Here is a 22,077-nt window from a genome sequence, read left to right as displayed (position 1 = left end):
GATCTGTACCGGCACCGTGTGGCGCCAGCATCCAAACTTGTATCGACAATGTCGGAATGGGCTTCAACTAGGCTCATGGACCGGGAATGGCAAGAGGTCTTGTGATTGCTCCCCGGCTTAAAAGCTGAAATGAAAAAGGGCCCGCATCTCTGCGAGCCCCCTGTTCTACTGGTTTCAGGACTGTTTACTGAACGACACGGATAACGTCTGCCGTATTGTCACGGTCGCCCGAAACAACGCCATCATTGGTCGATCCGCTTTGCAGCAGGATTCCTGCAAAGTGCGGCGCGGCCATCGAAGTGCCCGAAATCGTGTTGTAACCACCGCTTTTCCAGGTCGATGATACAGCCACACCCGGCGAAGCGTAGTCCACCGGCGGATTGCCGAAATTGGAGAAGCTGGCAAATACATCGCCCTGAGCAAACGCCGAGATTGTGTAAATGCCGTTGCCGTTCACGCGTGCAGGTGAACTGAGGTTTGCGTCCCGGCTTTCGTTACCCGCAGCGATGACAAAGCGGACGCCGCTGGCCTGGGCCGCAGCTGCAACCGCATCATCGAGCGCCGTGCTGATACCGCCGCCAAGGCTCATATTCGCGACATCGCCTCCGCTGCCATTGGCGGCAACAAAATCGACACCGGCGATCACACCGGAGGTCGAACCTGACCCGCGGCGATCAAGCACACGCACCGCGACCACCGGGGCGCCCGGAGCGACACCGATCACACCAATCGCGTTATCGATCGCAGCGATCGTGCCAGCAACATGGGTGCCGTGGCCATTTTGATCATCAGCATTACGACCGACAGAATTAAAGGACCGCGATGTATCGACGTTCAGATCGGGATGATCGAGATCAATGCCGCTATCAATGACCCAAGCGGTGGCGAAATTGCCAGCGCCGCCGCCATTCACGCGGGCAATGCCCCAAGGCGTTGACTGTGATGGGGATGTGTCACCGCCGCCGCCCTTAGGTGGCTTACCGCGTTGCTGTGTGGTGACGACCTGGTCTTGTTCGCAGAAAGAGATATTCGGAGAAAGGCGCGCCATCCGCTCAACTGCGGTCGCGCTCATATTCGTCGAAAATCCGCGAATCGAGTTGCGGTAAACACGCTTTAACTGTCCGCCATTGGCATTGTTCAAACGTGCAGCTTCGGCGCGGGCATTGCCGCGCGATACGTCTTGTTTGTTAAAGACGCAGATATACGAATTTGCGATTTTATCGCCAGCGCGAGGGCTCTTCCCTTGAGCTGCTGCTGGTGATGCGAGCGCCAATCCCATGCCCCCGAGTGCGACCCCAAGTGCAACCATATTTGTCTTATTTAGTCCCAAGACTTCCCTCCTTCACTACAAAAACCGGCACCCGATCCCGCAGGTGGCAGCTCTCGATCAAAATGACCGAAGGGAAAGTTGTAGCTTGCGACAATTAAAGCGCAAGACGACCTAGTTAAAATACAGAGGGAATTTTGTAAATTTGCTGATTTACTAGTAAAAGACGGTCACCGAACGACCATTCTAGTCGTCGTCACCCCAACCACCAACAGCCTCGCCATCTTGATAGGTAGCGCCAGAACCAGTGCGCGGCTCGGAATATCCCCAGCCCTCCTGACCCATTTGGTAGTTTTTGCGCGCTTCGAGTTCGGCGTCGATTGCTTTTTCACCGAGCCGCTCCGCGCGCTCTGCGGCTGCGTTTACGGCTTGCGGTGCGATTACCGTTGCGCCCACCGTCATAAACAGTCCGAACAGGACAATCGCGGCAAAGCCCAACAGGAAAATCAACCGGATGCTGCCAAACACATTCTCGATTAAATCGCCGATAACACGCATAATTCACCCCTTGCTTCTGGCGAAAGGTTACAACGCATTGGTAAACAAGCGGTTATCTGCCGCAATGTCGCAATGTCGCAAAAGTTCTATTCTTCCGCTTCTTGCAGCAACCCATGCTTTTTAATCGCGTGGCGCAATTGATCGTAACTCAGCCCCAAGGCTTTCGCCGTTTGGCGCTGATTCCAGCGATGTTTTCCCAAAGCATGTTCAACGATCGATCGCTCATGTGCATCCACCGCGGCGCGCAGATCATCGACGTGTTCAAACTCGGCCGCAGCCGGAGCCAAGCCCGCTGGCAGCGCCGCCGCAGGGGCCGCTGACGTTGCGCCTGTGTCTTTCTTCCGGTGGGAAGGCGCAGCGGGTTTCCAAGGGCTATCAAACGGATCGAATTGCACATGAGAAATCGGTGCGGAGGGATCATCCCAGCGATACACGGCGCGCTCCACCACATTGCGCAGTTCGCGGACATTGCCGGGCCAGGCATAATTTTCGAGCTGCTCCATCACATGGGGCGCAAATCCCGGCCATTGATGCCAATCCAGCTCTGCCGCCATCCGGCGCGCAAAATGCTGCGCCAATACGCCGACATCCCCTTCGCGCACGCGCAAGGGAGGCAAAGTGATGACTTCAAAGCTCAATCGGTCAAGCAAGTCGGCGCGAAACTCCCCGCTTTCGGCCAATGCCGGCAAATCATCGTTGGTTGCCGCCACTATTCGCACGTCGACGCGGATCGGGCGCGAGGCACCAATGGGGGTGACCTCGCCATATTCGACCGCTCTTAACAGGCGTTCTTGGGCGCCCATCGACAAAGTGCCCAGTTCGTCGAGAAACAACGTGCCCTTGTCGGCTTCTTCGAACCTTCCCGCGCGCGCTTTGGTAGCCCCGGTAAAGGCTCCGGCCTCGTGTCCGAACAATTCGGCCTCGATCAGGGTTTCGGGAAGCGCCGCACAGTTCATGGTAACAAGCGGCTCACCCCAACGGGAAGAAAGACGGTGAAGACGCTCGGCGATCAATTCCTTGCCCGTACCGCGCTCTCCGATCACGAGCACGGGCCGGCTCATCGGTGCCGCGCGAGACGCCCGCTCGACCGCATCGAGAAAGGCCCCCGACTGGCCGATAAATTGATTCTCGCGCTCCATGGCCAATCTATAGTGAAAATTCCCAATGCTTGGCAATAGAAACCAACACGCAGCAGGCGATCAGCCTGAAAAAGCGCAGTTTTACGGGATTTTTCAAGTTTGGCACGGCGGTTGCAAAGTGAATGGCAAGATCAGTTATTCATTCGGGAGGGACCGAAATTATGTATCGCAACCTGTTTTTCGCCAAGAGCTTCTGGACCAGCAAACTGGGTCAGGCCGCATTTGCCAGCATCGCTGCAATGAGCGCGATGGTGGTACTCACATCGCAGTTTGGCGCTGCCAACCCGGACGCAGCGCAGTTCGCTCAGCCACATGGCGACACCGTTGTTGTCGCAGAGATCGCTTGAGCAAACCTGTGACTAAGCGCGAAACCAACCCTTTTGAGCCGGAGCGGGGTCAGTCCCCCGCAAAAGCTGCCTCTGGCGCCGCTGCCCCCGCGCGCGCCGGCAGCCGCCCCGCTTCGGTTCAAACTTCTGGCGGCGTTGTCCGCCAGAGCGGTCTGTCGCGTCTTGATGCCGAAATAGAAGCCTTGCGCAGGAGCCCCACTCCGACGCAAACTGGCAACAGCACGAACGCGAGAGACTCGCGCGAAAGCGCCAAAAACCCGTTTTTAGATGGAGTAGCCTTTATGGGCATTTTCAGCCGCACCCGCGATATTATCGCTGCGAACTTTAACGACATGCTGGATCAGGCGGATGATCCGTCAAAAATGATCCGCATGATCATCCTCGAAATGGAGGAGACACTCGTTGAAGTCCGGGCGAGCGCGGCGCGCACCATTGCCGATCAGAAAGAAATGCACCGCCATGTCGTAAAACTCGACCGGCTCCAGAATGATTGGGGCGAAAAAGCCCAGCTCGCTTTGAGCAAGGATCGCGAAGATCTTGCCCGCGCCGCTTTGGTCGAGAAAAAGAAAGCGGTCGGCATGGGCGATCAGTTGAAAACGGAAATTGCCGTTCTCGACGATGCCCTGCGCGCATACGAAGAAGACATTGCCAAACTGCAACATCGCCTGCGCGAAGCCCGCAGCCGCCAGACGCAGATCGCCGCCCGCCTCGAAAGCGCGGAGAACCGCTTTAAGCTGCGCACATTGATGAGCAACGAGCGCACTGACGAGGCTTTGTCGCGGTTCGACCAGCTCGAACGCCGCGTCGATTATGCCGAAGGCCGCGCTGATGCGCTTTCCATAGCGGAAGAGAGCAACACGCCGTCACTTTCGGACGAGATTGCCGCGCTCGAAGGCGCCGATGCAATCGACGATGAACTGGAACAGATGAAGAAAGCGCTTGGAAAAGATAGCGCGGACAAAGGGGAATAAGCGATGGAAGAAGTACTTGCCATTATGGTGGTTGGCATGTTGTTCATCGGACTGCCGTGGATGATCCTGCACTATGTGACGAAGTGGAAAACCTCTGCAACGATCACGAGCGACGATGAAGTGCTGCTGGAGGAACTCTATAACCTCGCCAAGCGCCTCGATGAACGGATGGACACGGTAGAGCGGCTGGTGGCCTCCGACGACCCTTCATTCACCCCGGTAAAGCGCCTCTTGGCAAACCAGGAAACCGACAATCAACAACTGCGTGAGCTGGAACAGATGCTCGCCGAGAAAAAGGGAGCCAAATCATGAATTCGCCTCGCACAACACTTTACCGTGACAAACACAATGCGAAGCTCATGGGCGTATGCTCGGGTATCGCCGATTACACCGGCGTCAGTGTCGCCTGGGTACGCATCGCGGCTATTGTCTCGATATTTGTCACCCAAGGGCTCGCGGTGCCGGGCTATTTTATCGCAGGCCTTATGCTCAACAAAAAGCCACCGCACCTTTACCGCGATGATCGCGAACAGAAATATTGGCAGGGTGTCCGGCAAAGTCCGAAACGCACCGCCCGTGAAATCCGCGCCAATTTCCGCGACATTGATCGCCGGCTCGCATCGGTAGAAACACATTACGTCAGCAGCAATCCGCGCCTGACCGCCGAAATCGAGCGGCTTCGTTAAAATCAACACCTGAGGAATTGAAAATGGATTTGGGCATTCTGATACCATTGGCACCTTTTATTATGGTTCTCGGTATCATCTGGTTGGTCAACAATCGGAAACTTGAAGAAAAACGCATTGCAGCAACTGCCGAAGCAAGCAGCGAAAAAGCGGCGCAATATGCGAGCCAGGTTTCCAAACTCGAAGACCGGGTCCAGGTGCTTGAGCGCATCGTGACCGATCGCGGTTATGATGTGGCAACCCAGATCGAAGCGCTGCGCGATGTCAAAGAAGTGGAAACTTCAGGCAGCGGCATCCCCCTTAACCTGAACCGGAAAGAAGAAGCATGAGCATCGACGCCGCAGCCATTATTGTTCCGCATCTGCCATGGATTATTGGCGGCGGCCTCGCCATCGGTGCAGCCGGTGTTGCAGGGTGGATCCACACCACACGGTTAAAGATCAAACATGGTTATCCGCTCGAAGGGATGTGGGGCCAATCATTGAAGCCCAGCAATGATGGCGAAGCCAGACAGCGCGTAACCTTGCTGACGCAAGAAAACGCGGAACTGCGCGCCGAACTGTCATCGATAAAGGACCGTATGGCCAATGTTGAACGCATTGTAACCGATAGCGGCTATCAACTCGGTAGCGAGATTGACAAGCTGCGCGATCGTTCACTGGCCCAGCGTTCGGACGAAGGAAACGCATAAATGTTCGGGCCGGATACTGCCTTGATGATGGATGCGATTCAGATTGCGGCTTTGGCCGCAGCTGTCGGAGCTGGCGGGATCTACCTCGCGCTGCGCCTTTCAAAGTCGGGCAAACGGGCCGAACATTCATATTCATCAAAAGCCGAGGGCTCAGATCCAATGGATCTGGCGCAACGGGTCGAAAATCTTGAACGGATTGCGACCGATCAGTCGCTCGGCCTTGCCGACGAGATCGAGGCTTTGCGAAGCGCGCCATCGCGCCATGAGGAACCGGAGAAAGGCCCACAATGAATTGGATGGTGATCGCCTTGATCGTATTCGTTGCGATGTGGGCCTACGAACGGAACCGCAATTTGCGGCTGCGCCACGAAAACACCCGGCTGATTGAGCAGATTACCCGGTTATCGGGATCGCCTGCGGACAGCGGCCTTGCGGATGACGATCAGGACACGATCGATGCGCGCGAGCTCGAAGAATTGCGAAACCGCGTTCAGGTGCTCGAACGGATCGCGACCGATGATAACAGCTGCGAAGCGCGCAAAGCGCAGCGGATCGCCCGAGAAATCGAAAGCCTGCGCGGTGATATTGCGCGGCGTTCCTCAAAGAATATGGAGGATTTGAGCGAATGACGGACCCGATTTTCATGATCGCTGCCACATGTGTGGTCGGTATCAGCGTGGTTGCTTTTGCATTGCTGCGCGCCTGGCAAGGCTGGCTCGATCTCAAACGTGAGGAAATGAGCCGCCCCGATTCCGCGCAGCAAAACCCAAACGCTCCTGAAATTGAAGGTGGTGCGGGCGTCGGCGCTGCGCGGATAGAGGTCGCCGATCTTAAAGAGCGGATCAAAAAGCTGGAAGCGATTGCCAGCGGAGTTGAGCTTTAACGCTCTGATCCGGGCATTTTAACTGGGCTTCATGGGTGGACATGGGCGCACGCAGCCCTAAATACCCCGGCATGCGAACGCTCCCCGATATCCTCGAAGAATACGAATTTCTCGAAGGCGATGAACGATATCGTCTGTTGATCGAGCTTGGCCGTGATCTGGAGGATATGCCTGATGCATTGAAGACAGACGCGACACTGGTGCGCGGGTGTTCGGCAGCGGTCTGGGTTTACCCGACCGAGCAGACCAAGGCGCTCCATTTCCTGGCCGACAGCAACGCCGCGATCACGAAAGGGATCGTCGCGCTGGTTATCGCCGCAGTTCAGGACAGACCCGCAAACGAAGTAGCGTCAATGGATGTGATGGGCGCGCTTGAGCCGTTTGATCTCAAAAACCAATTGTCGAGCAATCGCACGCAAGGCGTACCGAATATGATTGCGCTGGTTAAAGAGCATGCGGGCCGGATCGCCGCAAGCTAGTTTCCTACACGGTGTCACACGCGATAGGGCAACAACCGCTCTTTCAAATTGTTGATTCATTCGAACAGATCGCGCCAATCGCAAAGTCACACTTGCGCGCGCCATTGTGGCCTTAGATCACTGTAAAATTGCGTTTTTCTGAAAATTTGCCTGCGGCCTCGACGGCGGGTTCGTGTCACCCACCATGCTTTAAGGACCTAATTTCCAGACCTTAAACGCGCGCGTCTCTTACTTTGGCAACGCCCGCGTTTGCTTGCTGTTTCAGCTCGGCCTTTAATTTCTGCGGATCACGGGCGAAGACAAAGCCGAAGCTTACCCCGCCCTCTTTACCGATAGTCGCGTGATGCAGCTTGTGCGCTTGGACCAGCCGTTTGGCATATCCCTTTTTCGGGACCCAGCGGAAGAACCGCTGATGCACCAATCCATCGTGGATGAAGGCGTAAATCACGCCGTAAATGTTCACGCCCAGCGCGGCCCACCACAGCCATTCCCAGTAAAGCGAGCCGAAAATGTACATTGCCGCGTTGATCGTTCCAAAAACGACAGCAAAAAGGTCATTCTTCTCAAGCTTGTTATCGTGTGGTTCGTGATGATCGCGGTGCCATCCCCAGCCCCAGCCATGCATGATGTATTTGTGCGCGTACCACGCGAACAATTCCATGCCGATGACAGCGGCAAAGGTAATTGAAATGGCTTCTAACCAGCTCATGCGGTTGCCTCTTGTGTTTTTCCGACATTCCCGACACCGGCTTTTCGCGCTTTCGGTAAAGCCCACCACGGCAAATCAGGACGCCGGTGATGCTCCAGATGATAGCCGAAATGAAAGCAGGTTGCGAGACTTGCGAGGGTTCCAAAACTCTCGCTGCGCGTGTTGTGTTGATCGGCGAATGCCTGATCGTTATCGGTTTCACTGTGGCGGTGCGGGCGGAAGGTGCCGAAATAGAACAATTGCAGCGATGAAAGCAGCGCCGGCGCGCCGTAAAGCACGAATATCTGAGCCATCGGGATACCGATCACCAACCAATAAATGCCGACGACAGTGTGAACATAAAGCAGCGACCGCCACCCGAAATACCGTTTGAAAAATGTGGCATACCAACGCGCAAAACTGCGCGGATTGTGTTCGTCAAAGTCGGGATCGCCTGCATGACCGGCCAATTTGTGATGCTGGAAATGCGCATCGCGCAATGTCTTCCACCCGAACCCGGCATACAGAACAAGCAAAACCGCCCCTATTGCGGAATTGGCGCGCGGATTTCCGGGGATGAGACTGCCGTGCATCGCATCATGGCTTACGATGAAAACCCCGACCGAAAGCCAACATTGCACAACCGCCAATGCCAAAGCAAAGGGCAGCGTCGCCCATGTCAGTTCGAAAACAAACATGCCATACGCGTGAATTCCAAGCCAAGTGCCCGCAATCAATGCGGCCAGAACGCTGCCGGTCACGGCCTGAGCTGTGCGACTGGGAAGGGAGAAACGAGAAGTCATCTGGTGTAGATACGCATAATCAGGTCAACCGGGTGCGTATACCCCAAGATTCCTAGAATTGGATCGCGCGATCATTCTACCGGGCAATCAACTGGGGCATCAACTGGGCCGTCATTTGGGCGGTTTCAATCGCTCTCCGAGAAAAAGAACTCACGCATATGCTCGCCGATTTTGGCCGGTCTAAGGGTATCGACATCAATACAGCACCAGCTGGATTGCACTTCGGCCAGCACGTCTTCCCCGCGTTTGATCACCGTGCGATAAAACGCGCGCGGCCCCTTAAAATGCTCCAGCACGGTGTTCGCAATTACATCGTCTTCCAGAAACGCCGGTTTGCGATAGGTGATCTCATGTTTGAGAGCGACCCAGGCTTTGCTCGCGACCTCTTCAGCGGGGGCGAGTTTGTTCCAATGGGCAAGGACTGCATCCTGAACCCAATTCAGATAGCGCGCATTGTTGACGTGCCCCATGAAATCGATGTCTTCGGGAAGAACTTTGATCGGAAAGGCATACGGAGTTGCTGACATGATTGTAAGTTAGCAACGAACAGGTTGCATTTCCATGACCAATACAACTCTTTTCATCAGTAACTTGCCAGTGTTGCCCAAGGGCCGCTAATCGCTGAGTCTGAAACAGCACAAGAGACCATGATGGCTAGCAAACCACGCACGCTTTACGAGAAAATCTGGGATGACCACGTTGTTGAGACACGCGACGATGGCACGGCGCTGATTTATATTGATCGGCACCTGGTTCACGAAGTGACCAGCCCTCAGGCTTTTGAGTCCCTGCGAACCGCCGGTCGGCCAGTGCGGCGCCCGGAACTTACATTGGCGGTGCCCGACCACAACTTGCCCACCACCCCGCGGCGCGATGCGCACGGTGTGAAGATACCGATTGCCGATCCGCAAAGCGCGGCGCAGCTCGAAGCGTTGGAGAAGAATGCGCCTGATTTCGGAATCCGTTACATCGGGGACGCCGACGAAGAACAGGGCATTGTCCATGTTGTCGGTCCAGAGCAGGGATTCTCGCTTCCCGGAACAACAATCGTTTGCGGCGATTCCCACACGGCGAGCCACGGCGGGTTGGGCGCGCTTGCTTTCGGTATCGGCACCAGCGAAGTCGAGCATGTTCTGGCAACGCAGACACTTTTGCTTCAGCGGTCCAAATCAATGGAAGTTCGCGTCGAAGGCGAACTGTCCCACGGCGTTACCGCCAAAGACCTGATCCTGCACATTATCGGCGTGATCGGCGCGGCTGGCGGTTCCGGCTATGTGATCGAGTATCGCGGCCCGGTGTTCGAAAAAATGAGCGTCGAGCAACGCTTAACGGTCTGCAATATGAGTATCGAAGCGGGCGCGCGGGCCGGATTGATTGCTCCTGATGAAACCGTTTTTCGGTATCTGAAAGGCCGCCCAATGGCTCCCAAAGGCGCAGATTGGGACAAAGCGCTTGCCTATTGGAGGACATTGCAAACCGATCCGGGGGCAAGTTTTGAAAAATCGGTGGTGATCGCTGCCGCCGAAATCGAACCGACTGTGACATGGGGCACAAGCCCCGAAGATGTCGTGCCAATCGGCGGGACGGTCCCTGCCCCGGACAGCTTTGCTGATGAAAGCAAGCGCACCGCTGCACAGAAAAGCCTCGATTATATGGGCCTTGTTCCCGGCACCAAGATGACAGATGTGCCGGTAGAGAACATCTTTATCGGGAGCTGCACCAACAGCCGGATCGAGGATATGCGCGCCGCCGCAGAAGTGCTGAAGGGCCGCAAGATCGCCGATAATGTTCGCTGGGCCATCGTTGTGCCCGGATCCGGGCTGGTCAAACGGCAGGCCGAGGAAGAGGGCCTCGATCGAATTTTCACCGATGCAGGATTTGAATGGCGCGAACCCGGCTGCTCCGCGTGCCTTGGGATGAACCCCGACAAAGTGCCCCCTGGCGAGCGATGCGCCTCAACCTCCAACCGCAATTTTGTGGGACGACAGGGACCGGGTGCGCGCACCCACCTCGTCTCTCCCGCCATGGCTGCTGCCGCTGCGGTGACCGGGCGTCTAACAGATGTCCGCGACCTTTGATCGTTCATAACTTGCAAAGCCCGCAATCGCGCCGCATGAGAATTACATGACGAAAAAGCCTTCAGAAGATTCATCGAAGAGCAGCGCCGGACGCAACGCCGCAATCGGGGCTGCGGCGACGATCGGTTCAGCTGCTATTGCCGCTGCACTGCTTTACGCCGGAAAACGGTTCCGCAAGGGACCAGAGGAAAATGCGAACGGGTCGAACCCGTCAGGGACCATTCCCTCGGGCGAGCCGCCGCAAACCGATTGAGGAGCATTAATGATGGATGCGCTTTCGCAGGTAGAAGGCCGCGCCATTCCGTTTGGCGCGAAGAATGTCGATACCGACATCATCATCCCGGCCGTTTGGCTGAAGACGATCACTCGCGAAGGTTTGGGCAAAGGGGCTTTTGAATCGATCCGCGCAATCGAAGGCAATGTCTTTGATGATCCCGCTTATGCCGGTTCACCGATCCTGATTGCAGGCGATAATTTTGGCTGCGGCTCCAGCCGTGAACACGCCGCATGGGCTATTCTCGATCTTGGAATTCGCGCTGTTATTGCCCCGTCATATTCCGATATTTTCTCTGGCAATGCGGTCAAGAATGGAATCTTGCCAGTTGTCTTGCCGCAGGATGCAATCGACCGCCTGATGGAAGTCGCCAGAGAGGGCCAGCCAATCACGGTTGATCTTGAAAATCAAACAGTCACCACTCCATTCCAGGACCGGTTCACTTTCGACATTGATCCGTTCCGCAAACACTGCCTGCTTCACGGTCTGGATGAGGTAGCTTTGACGTTGGAACGACAAGCACAGATCGGACACTTTGAAAGCCAGCGCGCCGGCGCGCAGGATTGGCTTATCAAAGGCACACACGTTTAAGGGAGAGACCCACATGAAAGCCATGTTAAGCCACCAAACCGGTGGGCCAGAGACTCTGACGCTCGATGAAATCGAAACACCAACCCCTGGTAAAGGCGAAGTGCTCGTCGCGGTAAAAGCCTGCGCGATCAATTATCCCGACACACTGATCATTAGGGATCTGTATCAGTTTAAGCCCGAGCGTCCGTTTGCCCCGGGCGGCGAATTGGCCGGGGTGGTCGAAGCCGTCGGCGAAGGCGTCGATAATTATCGGCCCGGTGACCGCGTGATGGCCGGTATCGGCAATGGCGGACTGGCGGAAAAGGTGGTTGTTCCGGCAGGTCGAATGTTCCCCATTCCCGATGGTGTCCCGTTCGAGAAAGCGGCTTCGCTGCTGATGACATACGGCACCACCATTCACGGCCTGAAAGATCGCGGGCACATCAAAGAAGGCGACGTGGTGCTGGTGCTGGGCGCGGCTGGCGGCGTTGGCCTGTCGGCGGTGGAACTCGCCAAAGCGTTCGGCGCGCGCGTTGTCGCAGCCGTATCGAGCGAAGCGAAAGGCGAAGTCGCTCGCAAAGCAGGGGCGGATGAAGTGGTTATCTATCCCCGCGGAGAAATGGACAAGGCCGCTTCCAAAGAGCTGGCCAATGCTTTCAAAACAGCCTGCGGGCCGACCGGCGCCAACATCGTCTACGACATTGTCGGCGGACAATATTCTGAACCGGCCTTGCGCTCCATTGCATGGGAAGGCCGTTTCCTGGTCGTGGGTTTCCCGGCCGGCATTGCGAAGATGCCGCTCAACCTGACGCTTTTGAAAAGCTGCGATATTTGCGGCGTGTTCTGGGGCGCATTCACGGCTCGGGAGCCGGCCAAATTCGTTGCTCAGGTCAACGAACTGTTTGAATTGATGAAAACAGGCAAGATCGATCCGCTTGTTTCTGAGACATTCCCGCTGGAGCGCGCTGGCGATGCCATCGCAAAGCTGGAAAACCGCGAAGCTGTCGGCAAACTTGTTGTCACGATAGACTAAAATTTCGGGCGTCCGCGCCTTGTCGAGGGCGCTGCTCGCCCCTATTTTCAAACCGACACTTTCGGAGGGATTGCAATGACCGATTTTAAAGATCGCGAACGCGCTGAAGAAGCCAAGTTCGCCATGGACGAAGAAACCGCTTTCAAAGCCGCCGCGCGGCGTAACCGGTTGCTGGGTGAATGGGCCGCTGGCCTTATGAACCTGACCGAAGAAGAAACGGACGCTTATAAAAAAGCCGTCGTTCAGGCCGATTTCGAGGAAGCGGGCGACGAAGACGTGATCCGCAAGCTGCTCGGCGATCTCACAGCCGCAGGCGCCGACGTCAGCGAAGCCGTTATCCGCGAAAAACTCGAAGAGATGGCTATCGAAGCCAAACGTCAATTGATGGGCGGCAGCTAAACAGATGCCAATGTCAGGGCCTGATATCGAAGCGGCGATTGTCGCCGCATTGCCGGGTGCAGTGGTCGAATTGACTGATCTGGCCGGTGATGACGATCACTGGGCAGCGAAAGTCACGGCACCGCAATTTGCGGGCAAGCCGCGCGTTGCGCAGCACAAGATGGTGTATGCAGCCCTCGGCGGAAAGATGGGCGGCGAACTCCACGCCTTGCAAGTCACCACAGTGGTCCCCACGTAATCTCTTAACAAACACACAGCATTAAAGGCCGCACCAATCATGGCTGATACCAATACCCGCATCTCCACCATCGTCGGCGAAAACGACGTCGTTCTTTTCATGAAGGGCACACCGCTGTTCCCGCAGTGCGGCTTTTCAAGCCGTGCAATCGCGATCCTTGACCATTGCGGTGTCGCTTATGAAAGCGTCGATGTGCTGCAGGACATGGAAGTGCGTCAGGGAATTAAAACCTATTCCGATTGGCCAACCATCCCGCAGCTTTACGTTAAGGGCGAATTCCTTGGCGGAAGCGACATTATGATGGAAATGTTCGAAGCTGGCGAATTGCAGCAATTGCTCGACGAAAAAGGCGTTGCCAAAGCGGAAAGCTAAAATCTGGCAATAGATTTGGGGCTGAATGATTGGCCCAAAATGAAACCGCCCTGCTGACCAAAGCAGGGCGGTTTCTTTTTTTGAAACGGGGAGGTTGGACCTAGAGACCAGGAAAGGTCGAACCTCTGATTGAAGACCACTGGGGCTCGTCAACAACAATGCATTGACCGTGCCAAAAATGAGTTTTTCATGTTTTTCAAGCCCTTAAATGGTTATCGCATTTTAAACCTGTATCGCAGTGTAAAGTGGTCCGACAGGTCCTGACCAATCGCAAGCCGCGAATAATTGCAAAGACTTGGCAAGAGCGGCCGCGCACGTCATCAATGCAACCATGACCAGCGAAACAGGCCCAGAGGGCATCCCCGCAGCAACGATCGTGATTTTTCGAACCGCTTCGGATGGCGGCCCTCCCGAGGTGCTGATGACGGTACGCTCGCGGAACATGGCGTTTGCAGGCGGCATGGCGGTTTTCCCCGGTGGCCGCGTGGATCCTGCAGATTTTAAACTGGCTGAAACCCTGAAAAACAGCACGTTAAGCGTCGATGAGATCGCGCATCAGATCGCTGCGATCAGAGAGACACTGGAAGAGACGGGCCTCGCCCTTGGCCTATCGGGGGACATAACCGCCGATAGCGCCAGAAGAGCGCGCACTATGATCGAGGCAGAAGGAGCACTTGCTCCGGTTCTCGACGCATTCGGATGGGATCTGGACCTTGACCAGATAGTTCCGTTCGCCCGCTGGTTTCCGCAAAATGAAAAGCTATCGCGCGTGTACGACACCCGTTTCTACCTTGCCGATCTGGGAACCGGGGAGGTCGATGTGTCGATCGACAATTCAGAGAATACGCGACTGTTCTGGACCAGTGCCCAAGGCGCGATTGACGCGGCGGGGCGCGGCGAAATCAAGCTGATCTTTCCGACCCGCCGCAACCTTGAACGGCTCGCATTGTTCGCGAATTTCGATGAGGCGCGCGCCCATGCAGAGGCAATCCCTGTCAAAACGATCATCCCGCAAATCGACGACAGCAATGATCAGCCAATGCTGACGATCATGGAAGATGCCGGTTATCCGATCACCGCCGAGCTGCTTTCGACAGTCAAGCGCGGCTGATTACCGAAGCGAGAACCGGCGATCCTCTCGGAAATTCGCGACCCGGTATCCACGCTCGCGCATTTCCTTGCGGTAATCATGTTTGGCATCAGCGATTTCGCTACGATATTCTTCGCGCGCGTCACGGCGATCTTCATCGTCGGTTGCCCGGCGCAGGTCGCTTTTCAACTCGCGTTTTGCCTCGCTGATATCGGTCTTGAAATCCAGCCAGTACGAATTGCTGTCATTGTTGGGAGCGATCGGCAATCCCCTGTCGCGTTCAACAATAATAGGGTGCGCTAACGCCGCGCCCGGGGTGGCCAGCGCAGCGGCCGCCAGCATAATCGAAGCAATAGGTTTCATCGTCCGTCTCCATTCGCGTTTAGGAATACGCAAATTGTGACCGCGATTATGAACCTCGCCCAACCCTGAACGCCCAACACAGGCGAACTCATGCCGGGCGTGCTTTGATCAGGATGAAGTGAGAATGGCGCGCCCGGCAGGACTCGAACCTGCTGCCTCAAGATTAGAAGTCTCGCGCTCTATCCAGATGAGCTACGGGCGCGCGCCGATTGGTCCAATAGCGTGCTTTTCGGCACATGGGAATCACGCTAGGGCACCTAAATATGGAAAAGAGCGATCCAGCAGCAGCTTTCGATACAGATCCCGACGACGGGATCGTCGCGACCAGCAACGCGCCGGTCGCGTTTCGCTATTATGATTTCGTCATGGCGGCGTTTGTCGCGATACTATTGCTGTCAAACATTATCGGCGCGGCCAAGCTGACTTTTGTCGAAGTCAGCTGGTGGCCCGCCGGATGGTGGCCCGCCGCAGATGGTGTATTCATCTATGGCGCGGGCATCCTCTTTTTCCCGTTGGGCTATGTCATCGGTGACATCCTGACCGAGATATACGGCTTTGCACGGGCCCGGCGGGTTATCTGGACCGGGTTTGCCGCAATGCTGTTCCTCGCGTTCATGAGCTATATTGTGGTCAGCCTGCCTGCATTCGACGGGTGGACATGCTCTGCTTCGGATGCGTTTATATTGAAGGGAGCGAGTGACAGCGTGCCCGGCTCGATCTGCCAGCAAACATACGAATCGGTGTTCGGAAGCACATGGCGCATCGTCCTTGCATCCATCACTGCGTTCTGGGCAGGCGAGTTTGTGAATTCCTACGTCATGGCCAAGATGAAGGTTTGGACCAAAGGCAAAGCCTTGTGGACGCGCACCATTGGATCAACCGTAGTAGGCCAAGGCGTCGACAGCCTGATTTTTTATCCGATCGCCTTTTACGGTATCTGGACGACCGAGGCCGTGATCACAGTCATGATAACCAATTGGCTGTTGAAAGTCGTTTGGGAGGCTGCCCTTACCCCGGTCACCTATCTAGTCGTCGGAAAATTGAAGAAAGCCGAGGGCGTCGATCTGTTCGATACAGAAACCGATTTCTCGCCTTTCTCATCGAAGGAACGCCGCGCCGAAGGTTGATCTTAAAACTCGGACAGGTGCAGATCAATCATGCCTGTCCAGGTGCAATTCGCCATCACCAACGATTTCCACATCCCACTCGATACCAAGCCGGCCCGCAAGAAGTTTGATATCTTTTTCGGTGGGCACACCAAACAATGCCTCATGGCTTTTCTCTAACCGCAAGACCAAGCTCCCATTGCGCACGATCAATCGGCTTACCTGAAGCGAGCGCTGGGAATTTGCTCCTATTCGCCGGGCTAGGCGTACCGCCAGCCCCCAACAGATTGCTTCGTTCAACGCTTCGGCACTGGCGAGTTCGGTGATTTCGTCCGGCAGTTGAATATGGTTGCCATTTGCCGCAACCGCCGCCGCCATCATCGCGCGCTCTTGCGAAGAGATTGCGATCCAGCGTTTATGCAGCGCCCAATCGATAGCCTGAGGCAGGCGTATGTTCGGCTCGATTTGCATAGATGCCAGCGCGAGCATCGTCGACGCCAGCCGAAGCCGCTCGGTCCCGTGATCGCCAGATGGTGCCGCATCAACAGTCCATGCTGCAATGCGGGCAGCCAAAGTTTGCGGAGCGCCGCGCTGGGTCGCGAAAACACCGATCCCGGCAAGCAAGGGGTCTTTTGATTTGCCGTGATCAGGCAGCCGGTCATACAGCAATCCCTCACGCAGTCCCCATGAAGAAAACACCAATTCGCTCGGCTGAATGCGCGCCAATAGCGCCTGTAACAACACCGCCGCATCGGGCAATTTTTCCGCGCGCATTGACGAAATCCGATCGCGCGCCTTCAACTCATCAGGCGATTGATCTGCAAGTGTTTTAGCCAGCTCTTTCGCTTGCTTTGCCGATAGCTCAAAACCGTGCGGATCGGATAGCGGATGCCCCTGCTCCTGCATCGCGAAAACGGCCATTGTCCGCCACGTTCCCCCGACCAGATAAAGCGGCTTTTCAATTCCGGATTTGCTTCCGAAATCGCTCGCGCCTTTCTTGAGCGCTTTTTCCAGCGATTTGCGCATATCGGAATCGCTGCCATCTTTATCGCGATAATCCGGCAGACGCAGAGTGCCCAAGGGAACTGATGTCGCGCTCCCCGGTTCGCCGCCGTTTATTTCAACAAGCTCGAGGCTTCCGCCGCCCAAATCGGCAACTGTGCCGCTGGCGCCGGGGAATGCACCGGCCACGCCGTTTGCGCTCAGACAGGCCTCTTCTTCGCCGGAAATCACGCGCGGATCAAAACCAAGCTCGCGCAGTGCATTCACGAATTCATCGCCGTTGCTCGCATCACGCACGGCGGCAGTTGCAACCGCCTCTACATCGTCAATGCCCAAATCATCGAGCATCACGGCAAAGCGTTTGAGACCGCGCATCGCAAGCTCAATCGCTTCTTTTGCAAGCTCACCAGTCTCTGCAATGTCACGGCCAAGTTTTGCCGCAACCTTCTCGTTCAAAAGGACCGTTGGCGCGCGCATCGTACCGCCATAGATCACCAAACGAACCGTGTTCGATCCGATGTCGATGATCGCGCGCTGCGCCGTAGCACCAGAGAATGCACCATCGCGTTCAGCGCGTTTTTTTCTGAGATTCATCCGGCGCGCCCTTTGCGTAACGAAAGTTTGGGCACACCGCCCGTTTCAAGCGCCCCGCCTCGTCCTGAAAGCGAAGGGTTTGTCATAAAATAACGGTGGCAGTTAAAAGGCGTTCCATCTGTCTCGACGCGGCTATAACTGCCATCGCCGTGCAGCCACCAACTTTGATCCGTATCGAGCATATTTGCGAGCAGGACCTGCTGCAAAACCTGATCATGGACTGTGCGGTTCAGAATGGGGATCAGACTTTCAACCCGCCGGTCCAGATTGCGCCCCATCAAATCTGCGGATGATATAAACACAGCCGCATTGGGTCCCGGCATCGGTTCGCCATTGGCAAAAGCATAAATCCGGCTGTGCTCAAGAAAGCGTCCGATGATTGATTTAACGCGGATGTTTTCGCTCAATTCCGGAACGCCCGGGCGCAGACAGCATATGCCGCGCACCACCAGTTCAACCCGAACCCCCGCATCGCTCGCGGCGTAGAGCCGGTCAATAATGCCCTGATCAGTTATCTGATTGCACTTCATCCAGATAACAGCAGGTTTACCCTTGCCCGCATTCGCAATTTCGGTGTCGATCCGCCTGTAAAGCTCCTCACGCAGATCGAGCGGCGCGATTGAGATCAGATCAAGCGAGCGCGGTTCGACATAACCGGTCACAAAATTCATCATCTTGGCCGCATCGCGCCCCAGTTTGGGATCAGCCGTGAAGAAAGAGAGGTCGGTATAAACTTTTGCAGTGACGGGATGGTAATTGCCCGTTCCAAAGTGACAATAGGTTCGGAAACCATCATCTTCGCGGCGCACCACCATCGCGATCTTGGCGTGGGTTTTCCAATCCGTGAAACCATAGATGACCTGCACGCCGGCGCGCTCCAGCTTGGTTGCCCAAGTCAGGTTTTGCTCTTCATCGAAACGGGCTTTCAGCTCGACCACGGCGGTGACGGATTTGCCCCGTTCGGCCGCATCAATCAGCGCGTTGATGACCGCGGATTGCGAACCTGCGCGGTAGAGCGTTTGCTTGATCGCGACCACATCGGGGTCTTCCGCTGCCTGCTTGATAAAATCGACCACCACTTCGAAACTTTCATACGGGTGGTGGATGATTATGTCTTTTTTGCGGATTGCAGAGAACGCGTCGCCATCATGCTCTCGAATACGTTCGGGGTAGCGCGGCGAATAGGCATCAAATTTGAGATCCGGCCGATCCTCATTCACAATCTCGGCAAGCCCATCGAGGCCGATAATCCCATCTGTTTTGATCACCGCGGCCTCGTGAACGCCGATCTGTTCAAGCAAGACGGCCTCTGCTTTGGGATCAAAGTCATCTTCCAGTTCAAGCTGGATAACCTGACCACGCCGCCTGCGTTGAATGGCGCTGCGGAAAATACGGACCAAATCCTCGGCTTCTTCCTCGATTTCGATATCGCTATCGCGCAAGACGCGAAAAAGCCCGTCCCCTTCAATTGTGAAACCGGGAAACAGCATGTGGGCGTACCGCTGGATCAGACTGGCGATGGAGATGTAGATTGCCTCTCCCGGCCCGCCATGATCGCCCGGCACACGGACAAACCGTGGCAAAGCGCCAGGGATCAGGATCATCTCGATGATTTGTTCCTGATCCGCATCCCGCGTCAAAGTGAACAACAGGCCCATGCCTTCATTCTGCACAAACGGGAAAGGGTGAGCCGGATCAAGAGCTTGCGGCGTAATCACTGGCAAGATTTCTTCGAGAAAGAACGATTCCAGCCATTCGTGCGCTGCCGGCTGGACGCGGTGTTCATCAGCGACATGGATATCTGCATCCGCAAGCCGATCTCGTAGATTGCGCCAGATATCCTGCTGCCAAGTGGACAGCATGGCCAATTTGTCGCGAATGGCCGCCAATTGCTGTGTCGGTGACCGCCCGTCGATTGCCGGTTTGCCAATTCCGCGTTGAGCCTGGCCGACAAGCCCAGCCACCCGGATCATCATGAATTCATCAAGATTACTGCCAGAAATAGACAGGAACCGAAGCCGCTCCAACAGAGGATAACGCTCGTTGCTGGCCTCTGCCAAAACGCGTTCGTTAAAGGACAGCCATGACAATTCCCGGTTGAAATATGCACCCTCTGGTGCAGGATTCACGGCAGAAGGAGACGCAACTGGAGGCTGGTTTGCGGTATCAATGATCGGCGTGCTGCCCATACGAGTGTCTGCTACCCCTTGTTGATCATCAGATATTAAACCGGTCAAACAAGCGACTTGCTATCTGCGATCTGCGTAATTCCGCGCTTGCCGTTGGCATCGCGGCCCAATTGCACGATCACATCAATGACGCTTGCCGAATACGCGATCGTGTCAGACCGCGTAAGACCAATTCCGGTCTGCATCACCATCAACGAAAGCTGTTCGAGAGCGCCGCGTAGCGAGTTGGCATGAATGGTCGAAAAGCTGCCCGGATGGCCCGTGTTGATTGCGCGCAGGAATGATACGCTTTCTTCTCCGCGCAATTCGCCTAGCACGATCCGATCAGGCCGCAGCCGAAGCGCCGCTTGCAGCAATTCATTGGCTGTGACTTTCGCTTCGCCAAGCTCGCCTTTAACCGCGACAAGGCCGACAGAATTCTCGCCGGGAAATTTCAATTCAGGCGTGTCTTCGACCATCACTACGCGTTCTTGCACCGGTATTTCGCCAAGCATGGCATTCAAAAACGTCGTCTTACCTGTGCTGGTGCCGCCGGAAATCAGGATTGTTTTGCGGTTGCGGATCGCTTTGCGAAGATATGCGATCGGTTCCATTTGCGGGTCTGGCATCGCAACCACGGTTTCACCGGACAGCGGCCCGTTATCATACGCATCCAGCGGCAAATCCAGCCGCCGGTGACGGCGAATAGCCATGATCCAGTGTTTACGACTGGCAGGCGGTCCGCAAAATTGAATACGCGCACCGTCGGGTAATGTCGCCCCCAACAGCGGGTGTTCCCGATTGATCCCCTGATGCGATACCCGCGCGACCTGTTCTGCCAAACGCTGGACCAAACGATCATCAATTTCGGGCGTGACGATCTTCTTGATGCCGGGATCGGACGCGTCCTCAATCCAGACTTCGCCCGGTCCGTTGACCATGATCTCGGTCACAGTGTCCTTATCCAGCCAGCGTTTGAACGGCTGTAGATAGGCATCGAGATAGACGCTGCGCTCTCCCATTGCGATCAAGCTGTCTGTCGCAGCCGCCTCGGCGCTGCTTGCCTGTTCAGCGGCTTCGCCTTTTGAGGATAAGGGATGGATGTCCGCGCTCATGGTTCAGCCTGCAATCATTGAACCGTGCTGAAATCCAGATCGCGCGCGGCAAACACGCGGATCGGTTCACCCGGACTAACGCGGATTGTGGGGCTGATCTGACCGTCCTGTTGCAAGGCCGTGCTGGCCGCGCTTTGTCCGCCGCCAAGGACAACCGAGGCGCCGCCAGAGGCGATTGCACCCAACCCATCCACCAGCGAAAGCAGCAAAGCCGAGCCAAACCGTTTGAAAAACTTGCTGTCGACCTCGCCCTCCAACCCGGTGGTGCCATCAAAAGCGACAGCAGGTGAGGCGATGTTCACAGATGCGCCATCTGGCCGGATCAAACGGGTCCAGATCACATAGGCACGTTTTTGCCCCTGCTGAACGCCCGACTGATATTGACCGATCAAACGTGACGATCGCGGGACGAGCACTTTCTTGCCGTCAAAACTCAACACGTCCTGGCTTACGACAGCGCGGACATAGCCGGGCACATCGGTGTTGATCGCCGTCTCCAGGATCGCAGGGATCAAAGTGCCTTCGGTAACGGTGGTTGAAGGGTTCACCATCGAGCGCGCCTGCGCAGGTGCGCCCCCTACCCCGCCGACACGGCTCGCAAAGGCTGCCGCAGAGCCAAGCGCGCCGGTATCACCCGTACTTGCCCCGCCCGCCGGTGTTGCAGCCGTGGGCGCTTCCACTAACCGGTTCCCTTGCGAGCCTGTGCTTGCATCGTAAACCATTGTCGGGCTGGCATAGGGATTGGTGGCCGGCGAATTGCCGGTGTTGGGATTGTTCGACAGGATCGGCGCCGGTACGGCGATAGGAGTGGGTGACACTTCCTGAGGGGCATCAACCGGCGTGGGCGAAACCGGAACCGCTGCGACTTGCGCAGGCGGTGCCACGTTCGGATTGCCAACCGGTGCCGGTTGATCGCTGGTTTGCGCAGCTTGCATCGCCCAAAAGGTTACCGCACCCAAAAGACCCACAATCGCCACACCGGCTGCAGGGCCCAGCCCTTCGGTTTTCGCCTTGCGATCAATGACCGCTGGAAAACCATTGCGGCTCGCAAGGTCGATAATCTCGGCGGATTCGCTCTCACGCGGGTCACCGGACGGCGAACCATCAGCTGCACCCTTTTTAGGTGGAAGACGCATAGCCAAACGCATTACTTCTGCTCCCCG

Annotated in this window: 30 protein-coding genes and 1 tRNA gene; 19 read left to right on the top strand and 12 right to left on the bottom strand. The window is 56.2% G+C overall.

Going from position 1 to position 22,077, the window contains the following annotated elements:
- Positions 1 to 184: 184 nt before the first annotated feature.
- The 3 genes from FGU71_RS09420 to pspF all read right to left on the bottom strand — a co-directional run bounded on the left by FGU71_RS09420 (position 185) and on the right by pspF (position 2,964).
- Positions 185 to 1,330, bottom strand: a complete 1,146-nt coding sequence (locus FGU71_RS09420; protein ID WP_234035712.1) for a S8 family serine peptidase — start codon at positions 1,328 to 1,330, stop codon at positions 185 to 187.
- Positions 1,331 to 1,513: 183 nt separating this feature from the next.
- A complete protein-coding gene (locus FGU71_RS09415) occupies positions 1,514 to 1,825 on the bottom strand; it encodes a hypothetical protein (protein WP_142788327.1) in 312 nt (103 codons plus the stop codon).
- A gap of 86 nt (positions 1,826 to 1,911) precedes the next feature.
- A complete protein-coding gene (pspF, locus tag FGU71_RS09410; protein WP_142788326.1) occupies positions 1,912 to 2,964 on the bottom strand; it encodes a phage shock protein operon transcriptional activator in 1,053 nt (350 codons plus the stop codon).
- Positions 2,965 to 3,086: 122 nt separating this feature from the next.
- Between pspF and FGU71_RS09405 the strand changes: the two genes are divergently transcribed.
- The 10 genes from FGU71_RS09405 to FGU71_RS09360 all read left to right on the top strand — a co-directional run bounded on the left by FGU71_RS09405 (position 3,087) and on the right by FGU71_RS09360 (position 7,021).
- A complete protein-coding gene (locus tag FGU71_RS09405) occupies positions 3,087 to 3,311 on the top strand; it encodes a hypothetical protein (protein WP_142788325.1) in 225 nt (74 codons plus the stop codon).
- Positions 3,312 to 3,463: 152 nt separating this feature from the next.
- Positions 3,464 to 4,282, top strand: a complete 819-nt coding sequence (gene pspA / locus FGU71_RS09400) for a phage shock protein PspA (protein WP_407644409.1) — start codon at positions 3,464 to 3,466, stop codon at positions 4,280 to 4,282.
- Between the two features lie 3 nt (positions 4,283 to 4,285).
- Positions 4,286 to 4,594: an envelope stress response membrane protein PspB gene (pspB, locus tag FGU71_RS09395; RefSeq protein WP_142788324.1), complete on the top strand. Its 309-nt coding sequence runs from the start codon at positions 4,286 to 4,288 to the stop codon at positions 4,592 to 4,594.
- A complete protein-coding gene (pspC, locus tag FGU71_RS09390) occupies positions 4,591 to 4,968 on the top strand; it encodes an envelope stress response membrane protein PspC (RefSeq protein WP_142788323.1) in 378 nt (125 codons plus the stop codon). The genes pspB and pspC overlap by 4 nt, the downstream gene beginning before the upstream one ends.
- A gap of 23 nt (positions 4,969 to 4,991) precedes the next feature.
- Complete coding sequence (locus FGU71_RS09385; protein ID WP_142788322.1) at positions 4,992 to 5,297, top strand: hypothetical protein; 306 nt, start codon at positions 4,992 to 4,994, stop codon at positions 5,295 to 5,297.
- Complete coding sequence (locus FGU71_RS09380; protein WP_142788321.1) at positions 5,294 to 5,659, top strand: hypothetical protein; 366 nt, start codon at positions 5,294 to 5,296, stop codon at positions 5,657 to 5,659. Before FGU71_RS09385 ends, FGU71_RS09380 begins: the two co-directional genes overlap by 4 nt.
- The gene (locus FGU71_RS09375; RefSeq protein ID WP_142788320.1) at positions 5,660 to 5,950 is read left to right on the top strand and encodes a hypothetical protein; all 291 of its coding nucleotides are present in this window, start codon (positions 5,660 to 5,662) and stop codon (positions 5,948 to 5,950) included.
- Positions 5,947 to 6,288 carry a hypothetical protein gene (locus tag FGU71_RS09370; protein ID WP_142788319.1) on the top strand — a complete coding sequence of 114 codons (342 nt, stop codon included), beginning with the start codon at positions 5,947 to 5,949 and terminating at the stop codon, positions 6,286 to 6,288. The genes FGU71_RS09375 and FGU71_RS09370 overlap by 4 nt, the downstream gene beginning before the upstream one ends.
- On the top strand, positions 6,285 to 6,542 hold the full coding sequence (locus FGU71_RS09365) for a hypothetical protein (protein ID WP_142788318.1): 258 nt from the start codon (positions 6,285 to 6,287) through the stop codon (positions 6,540 to 6,542). The genes FGU71_RS09370 and FGU71_RS09365 overlap by 4 nt, the downstream gene beginning before the upstream one ends.
- Positions 6,543 to 6,613: 71 nt before the next feature.
- Positions 6,614 to 7,021, top strand: coding sequence for a SufE family protein (locus FGU71_RS09360; protein WP_142788317.1), 408 nt, complete (start codon positions 6,614 to 6,616; stop codon positions 7,019 to 7,021).
- A gap of 211 nt (positions 7,022 to 7,232) precedes the next feature.
- On the opposite strand, the gene FGU71_RS09355 is transcribed toward FGU71_RS09360, so the two are convergent.
- The 3 genes from FGU71_RS09355 to FGU71_RS09345 all read right to left on the bottom strand — a co-directional run bounded on the left by FGU71_RS09355 (position 7,233) and on the right by FGU71_RS09345 (position 9,039).
- Positions 7,233 to 7,730: a sterol desaturase family protein gene (locus FGU71_RS09355; protein WP_142788316.1), complete on the bottom strand. Its 498-nt coding sequence runs from the start codon at positions 7,728 to 7,730 to the stop codon at positions 7,233 to 7,235.
- A complete protein-coding gene (locus FGU71_RS09350; RefSeq protein ID WP_142788315.1) occupies positions 7,727 to 8,512 on the bottom strand; it encodes a fatty acid desaturase in 786 nt (261 codons plus the stop codon). The genes FGU71_RS09355 and FGU71_RS09350 overlap by 4 nt, the downstream gene beginning before the upstream one ends.
- 125 nt (positions 8,513 to 8,637) lie before the next feature.
- Positions 8,638 to 9,039, bottom strand: coding sequence for an acyl-CoA thioesterase (locus FGU71_RS09345; RefSeq protein ID WP_142788314.1), 402 nt, complete (start codon positions 9,037 to 9,039; stop codon positions 8,638 to 8,640).
- Between the two features lie 123 nt (positions 9,040 to 9,162).
- Between FGU71_RS09345 and leuC the strand changes: the two genes are divergently transcribed.
- The 8 genes from leuC to FGU71_RS09305 all read left to right on the top strand — a co-directional run bounded on the left by leuC (position 9,163) and on the right by FGU71_RS09305 (position 14,587).
- A complete protein-coding gene (gene leuC / locus FGU71_RS09340; protein WP_142788313.1) occupies positions 9,163 to 10,590 on the top strand; it encodes a 3-isopropylmalate dehydratase large subunit in 1,428 nt (475 codons plus the stop codon).
- 46 nt (positions 10,591 to 10,636) lie between these two features.
- On the top strand, positions 10,637 to 10,843 hold the full coding sequence (locus tag FGU71_RS09335; protein ID WP_142788312.1) for an isopropylmalate isomerase: 207 nt from the start codon (positions 10,637 to 10,639) through the stop codon (positions 10,841 to 10,843).
- 12 nt (positions 10,844 to 10,855) lie between these two features.
- Complete coding sequence (gene leuD, locus FGU71_RS09330) at positions 10,856 to 11,455, top strand: 3-isopropylmalate dehydratase small subunit (RefSeq protein ID WP_142789073.1); 600 nt, start codon at positions 10,856 to 10,858, stop codon at positions 11,453 to 11,455.
- Between the two features lie 13 nt (positions 11,456 to 11,468).
- Complete coding sequence (locus FGU71_RS09325; protein WP_142788311.1) at positions 11,469 to 12,467, top strand: NADPH:quinone oxidoreductase family protein; 999 nt, start codon at positions 11,469 to 11,471, stop codon at positions 12,465 to 12,467.
- Between the two features lie 75 nt (positions 12,468 to 12,542).
- The gene (locus FGU71_RS09320) at positions 12,543 to 12,866 is read left to right on the top strand and encodes a DUF1476 domain-containing protein (RefSeq protein WP_142788310.1); all 324 of its coding nucleotides are present in this window, start codon (positions 12,543 to 12,545) and stop codon (positions 12,864 to 12,866) included.
- 4 nt (positions 12,867 to 12,870) lie between these two features.
- Entirely contained in the window at positions 12,871 to 13,104 is a 234-nt protein-coding gene (locus FGU71_RS09315; RefSeq protein WP_142788309.1) for a BolA/IbaG family iron-sulfur metabolism protein, read from the top strand.
- A gap of 39 nt (positions 13,105 to 13,143) precedes the next feature.
- Positions 13,144 to 13,476, top strand: a complete 333-nt coding sequence (grxD, locus tag FGU71_RS09310; protein ID WP_142788308.1) for a Grx4 family monothiol glutaredoxin — start codon at positions 13,144 to 13,146, stop codon at positions 13,474 to 13,476.
- A gap of 331 nt (positions 13,477 to 13,807) precedes the next feature.
- Positions 13,808 to 14,587 (top strand): NUDIX hydrolase, encoded by a 780-nt coding sequence (locus FGU71_RS09305; protein ID WP_142788307.1) that lies wholly within the window; start codon positions 13,808 to 13,810, stop codon positions 14,585 to 14,587.
- Here FGU71_RS09305 and FGU71_RS09300 read toward each other — a convergent pair whose 3' ends face one another.
- Both FGU71_RS09300 and FGU71_RS09295 read right to left on the bottom strand, forming a co-directional pair.
- On the bottom strand, positions 14,588 to 14,929 hold the full coding sequence (locus tag FGU71_RS09300; RefSeq protein ID WP_234035711.1) for a hypothetical protein: 342 nt from the start codon (positions 14,927 to 14,929) through the stop codon (positions 14,588 to 14,590).
- Positions 14,930 to 15,054: 125 nt separating this feature from the next.
- Positions 15,055 to 15,131, bottom strand: a tRNA-Arg gene (locus FGU71_RS09295).
- A 61-nt stretch (positions 15,132 to 15,192) separates the two neighbouring features.
- Between FGU71_RS09295 and FGU71_RS09290 the strand changes: the two genes are divergently transcribed.
- On the top strand, positions 15,193 to 16,056 hold the full coding sequence (locus FGU71_RS09290; RefSeq protein ID WP_142788306.1) for a queuosine precursor transporter: 864 nt from the start codon (positions 15,193 to 15,195) through the stop codon (positions 16,054 to 16,056).
- Positions 16,057 to 16,080: 24 nt separating this feature from the next.
- Here the strand turns inward: FGU71_RS09290 and FGU71_RS09285 are convergent, their stop codons facing one another.
- Genes FGU71_RS09285 through FGU71_RS09270 form a run of 4 tightly spaced genes read right to left on the bottom strand, consistent with a single transcriptional unit; the run spans position 16,081 to position 22,050 of the window.
- Positions 16,081 to 17,631, bottom strand: coding sequence for a Ppx/GppA family phosphatase (locus tag FGU71_RS09285; protein ID WP_142788305.1), 1,551 nt, complete (start codon positions 17,629 to 17,631; stop codon positions 16,081 to 16,083).
- Positions 17,628 to 19,820, bottom strand: coding sequence for an RNA degradosome polyphosphate kinase (locus FGU71_RS09280; protein ID WP_142788304.1), 2,193 nt, complete (start codon positions 19,818 to 19,820; stop codon positions 17,628 to 17,630). Before FGU71_RS09280 ends, FGU71_RS09285 begins: the two co-directional genes overlap by 4 nt.
- Positions 19,821 to 19,864: 44 nt before the next feature.
- A complete protein-coding gene (gene virB11 / locus FGU71_RS09275) occupies positions 19,865 to 20,914 on the bottom strand; it encodes a P-type DNA transfer ATPase VirB11 (RefSeq protein WP_142788303.1) in 1,050 nt (349 codons plus the stop codon).
- Positions 20,915 to 20,928: 14 nt separating this feature from the next.
- Positions 20,929 to 22,050, bottom strand: coding sequence for a TrbI/VirB10 family protein (locus FGU71_RS09270; protein ID WP_142788302.1), 1,122 nt, complete (start codon positions 22,048 to 22,050; stop codon positions 20,929 to 20,931).
- Between the last annotated feature and the right edge of the window lie 27 nt (positions 22,051 to 22,077).

This window comes from Erythrobacter insulae (genome assembly GCF_007004095.1).
Taxonomy (GTDB): domain Bacteria; phylum Pseudomonadota; class Alphaproteobacteria; order Sphingomonadales; family Sphingomonadaceae; genus Erythrobacter; species Erythrobacter insulae.
This window is presented reverse-complemented; position numbering and strand designations above follow the sequence as displayed.

Coding starts and splice junctions, on each gene's coding strand:
- FGU71_RS09415 (WP_142788327.1), bottom strand. CDS start 1,825: ATGCGTGTTATCGGCGATTTAATCGAGAATGTGTTTGGCAGCATCCGG.
- pspF (WP_142788326.1), bottom strand. CDS start 2,964: ATGGAGCGCGAGAATCAATTTATCGGCCAGTCGGGGGCCTTTCTCGAT.
- FGU71_RS09405 (WP_142788325.1), top strand. CDS start 3,087: ATGGCAAGATCAGTTATTCATTCGGGAGGGACCGAAATTATGTATCGC.
- pspB (WP_142788324.1), top strand. CDS start 4,286: ATGGAAGAAGTACTTGCCATTATGGTGGTTGGCATGTTGTTCATCGGA.
- pspC (WP_142788323.1), top strand. CDS start 4,591: ATGAATTCGCCTCGCACAACACTTTACCGTGACAAACACAATGCGAAG.
- FGU71_RS09385 (WP_142788322.1), top strand. CDS start 4,992: ATGGATTTGGGCATTCTGATACCATTGGCACCTTTTATTATGGTTCTC.
- FGU71_RS09380 (WP_142788321.1), top strand. CDS start 5,294: ATGAGCATCGACGCCGCAGCCATTATTGTTCCGCATCTGCCATGGATT.
- FGU71_RS09375 (WP_142788320.1), top strand. CDS start 5,660: ATGTTCGGGCCGGATACTGCCTTGATGATGGATGCGATTCAGATTGCG.
- FGU71_RS09370 (WP_142788319.1), top strand. CDS start 5,947: ATGAATTGGATGGTGATCGCCTTGATCGTATTCGTTGCGATGTGGGCC.
- FGU71_RS09365 (WP_142788318.1), top strand. CDS start 6,285: ATGACGGACCCGATTTTCATGATCGCTGCCACATGTGTGGTCGGTATC.
- FGU71_RS09360 (WP_142788317.1), top strand. CDS start 6,614: ATGCGAACGCTCCCCGATATCCTCGAAGAATACGAATTTCTCGAAGGC.
- FGU71_RS09355 (WP_142788316.1), bottom strand. CDS start 7,730: ATGAGCTGGTTAGAAGCCATTTCAATTACCTTTGCCGCTGTCATCGGC.
- FGU71_RS09350 (WP_142788315.1), bottom strand. CDS start 8,512: ATGACTTCTCGTTTCTCCCTTCCCAGTCGCACAGCTCAGGCCGTGACC.
- FGU71_RS09345 (WP_142788314.1), bottom strand. CDS start 9,039: ATGTCAGCAACTCCGTATGCCTTTCCGATCAAAGTTCTTCCCGAAGAC.
- leuC (WP_142788313.1), top strand. CDS start 9,163: ATGGCTAGCAAACCACGCACGCTTTACGAGAAAATCTGGGATGACCAC.
- FGU71_RS09335 (WP_142788312.1), top strand. CDS start 10,637: ATGACGAAAAAGCCTTCAGAAGATTCATCGAAGAGCAGCGCCGGACGC.
- leuD (WP_142789073.1), top strand. CDS start 10,856: ATGGATGCGCTTTCGCAGGTAGAAGGCCGCGCCATTCCGTTTGGCGCG.
- FGU71_RS09325 (WP_142788311.1), top strand. CDS start 11,469: ATGAAAGCCATGTTAAGCCACCAAACCGGTGGGCCAGAGACTCTGACG.
- FGU71_RS09320 (WP_142788310.1), top strand. CDS start 12,543: ATGACCGATTTTAAAGATCGCGAACGCGCTGAAGAAGCCAAGTTCGCC.
- FGU71_RS09315 (WP_142788309.1), top strand. CDS start 12,871: ATGCCAATGTCAGGGCCTGATATCGAAGCGGCGATTGTCGCCGCATTG.
- grxD (WP_142788308.1), top strand. CDS start 13,144: ATGGCTGATACCAATACCCGCATCTCCACCATCGTCGGCGAAAACGAC.
- FGU71_RS09305 (WP_142788307.1), top strand. CDS start 13,808: ATGACCAGCGAAACAGGCCCAGAGGGCATCCCCGCAGCAACGATCGTG.
- FGU71_RS09300 (WP_234035711.1), bottom strand. CDS start 14,929: ATGAAACCTATTGCTTCGATTATGCTGGCGGCCGCTGCGCTGGCCACC.
- FGU71_RS09290 (WP_142788306.1), top strand. CDS start 15,193: ATGGAAAAGAGCGATCCAGCAGCAGCTTTCGATACAGATCCCGACGAC.
- FGU71_RS09285 (WP_142788305.1), bottom strand. CDS start 17,631: ATGAATCTCAGAAAAAAACGCGCTGAACGCGATGGTGCATTCTCTGGT.
- FGU71_RS09280 (WP_142788304.1), bottom strand. CDS start 19,820: ATGGGCAGCACGCCGATCATTGATACCGCAAACCAGCCTCCAGTTGCG.
- virB11 (WP_142788303.1), bottom strand. CDS start 20,914: ATGAGCGCGGACATCCATCCCTTATCCTCAAAAGGCGAAGCCGCTGAA.
- FGU71_RS09270 (WP_142788302.1), bottom strand. CDS start 22,050: ATGCGTCTTCCACCTAAAAAGGGTGCAGCTGATGGTTCGCCGTCCGGT.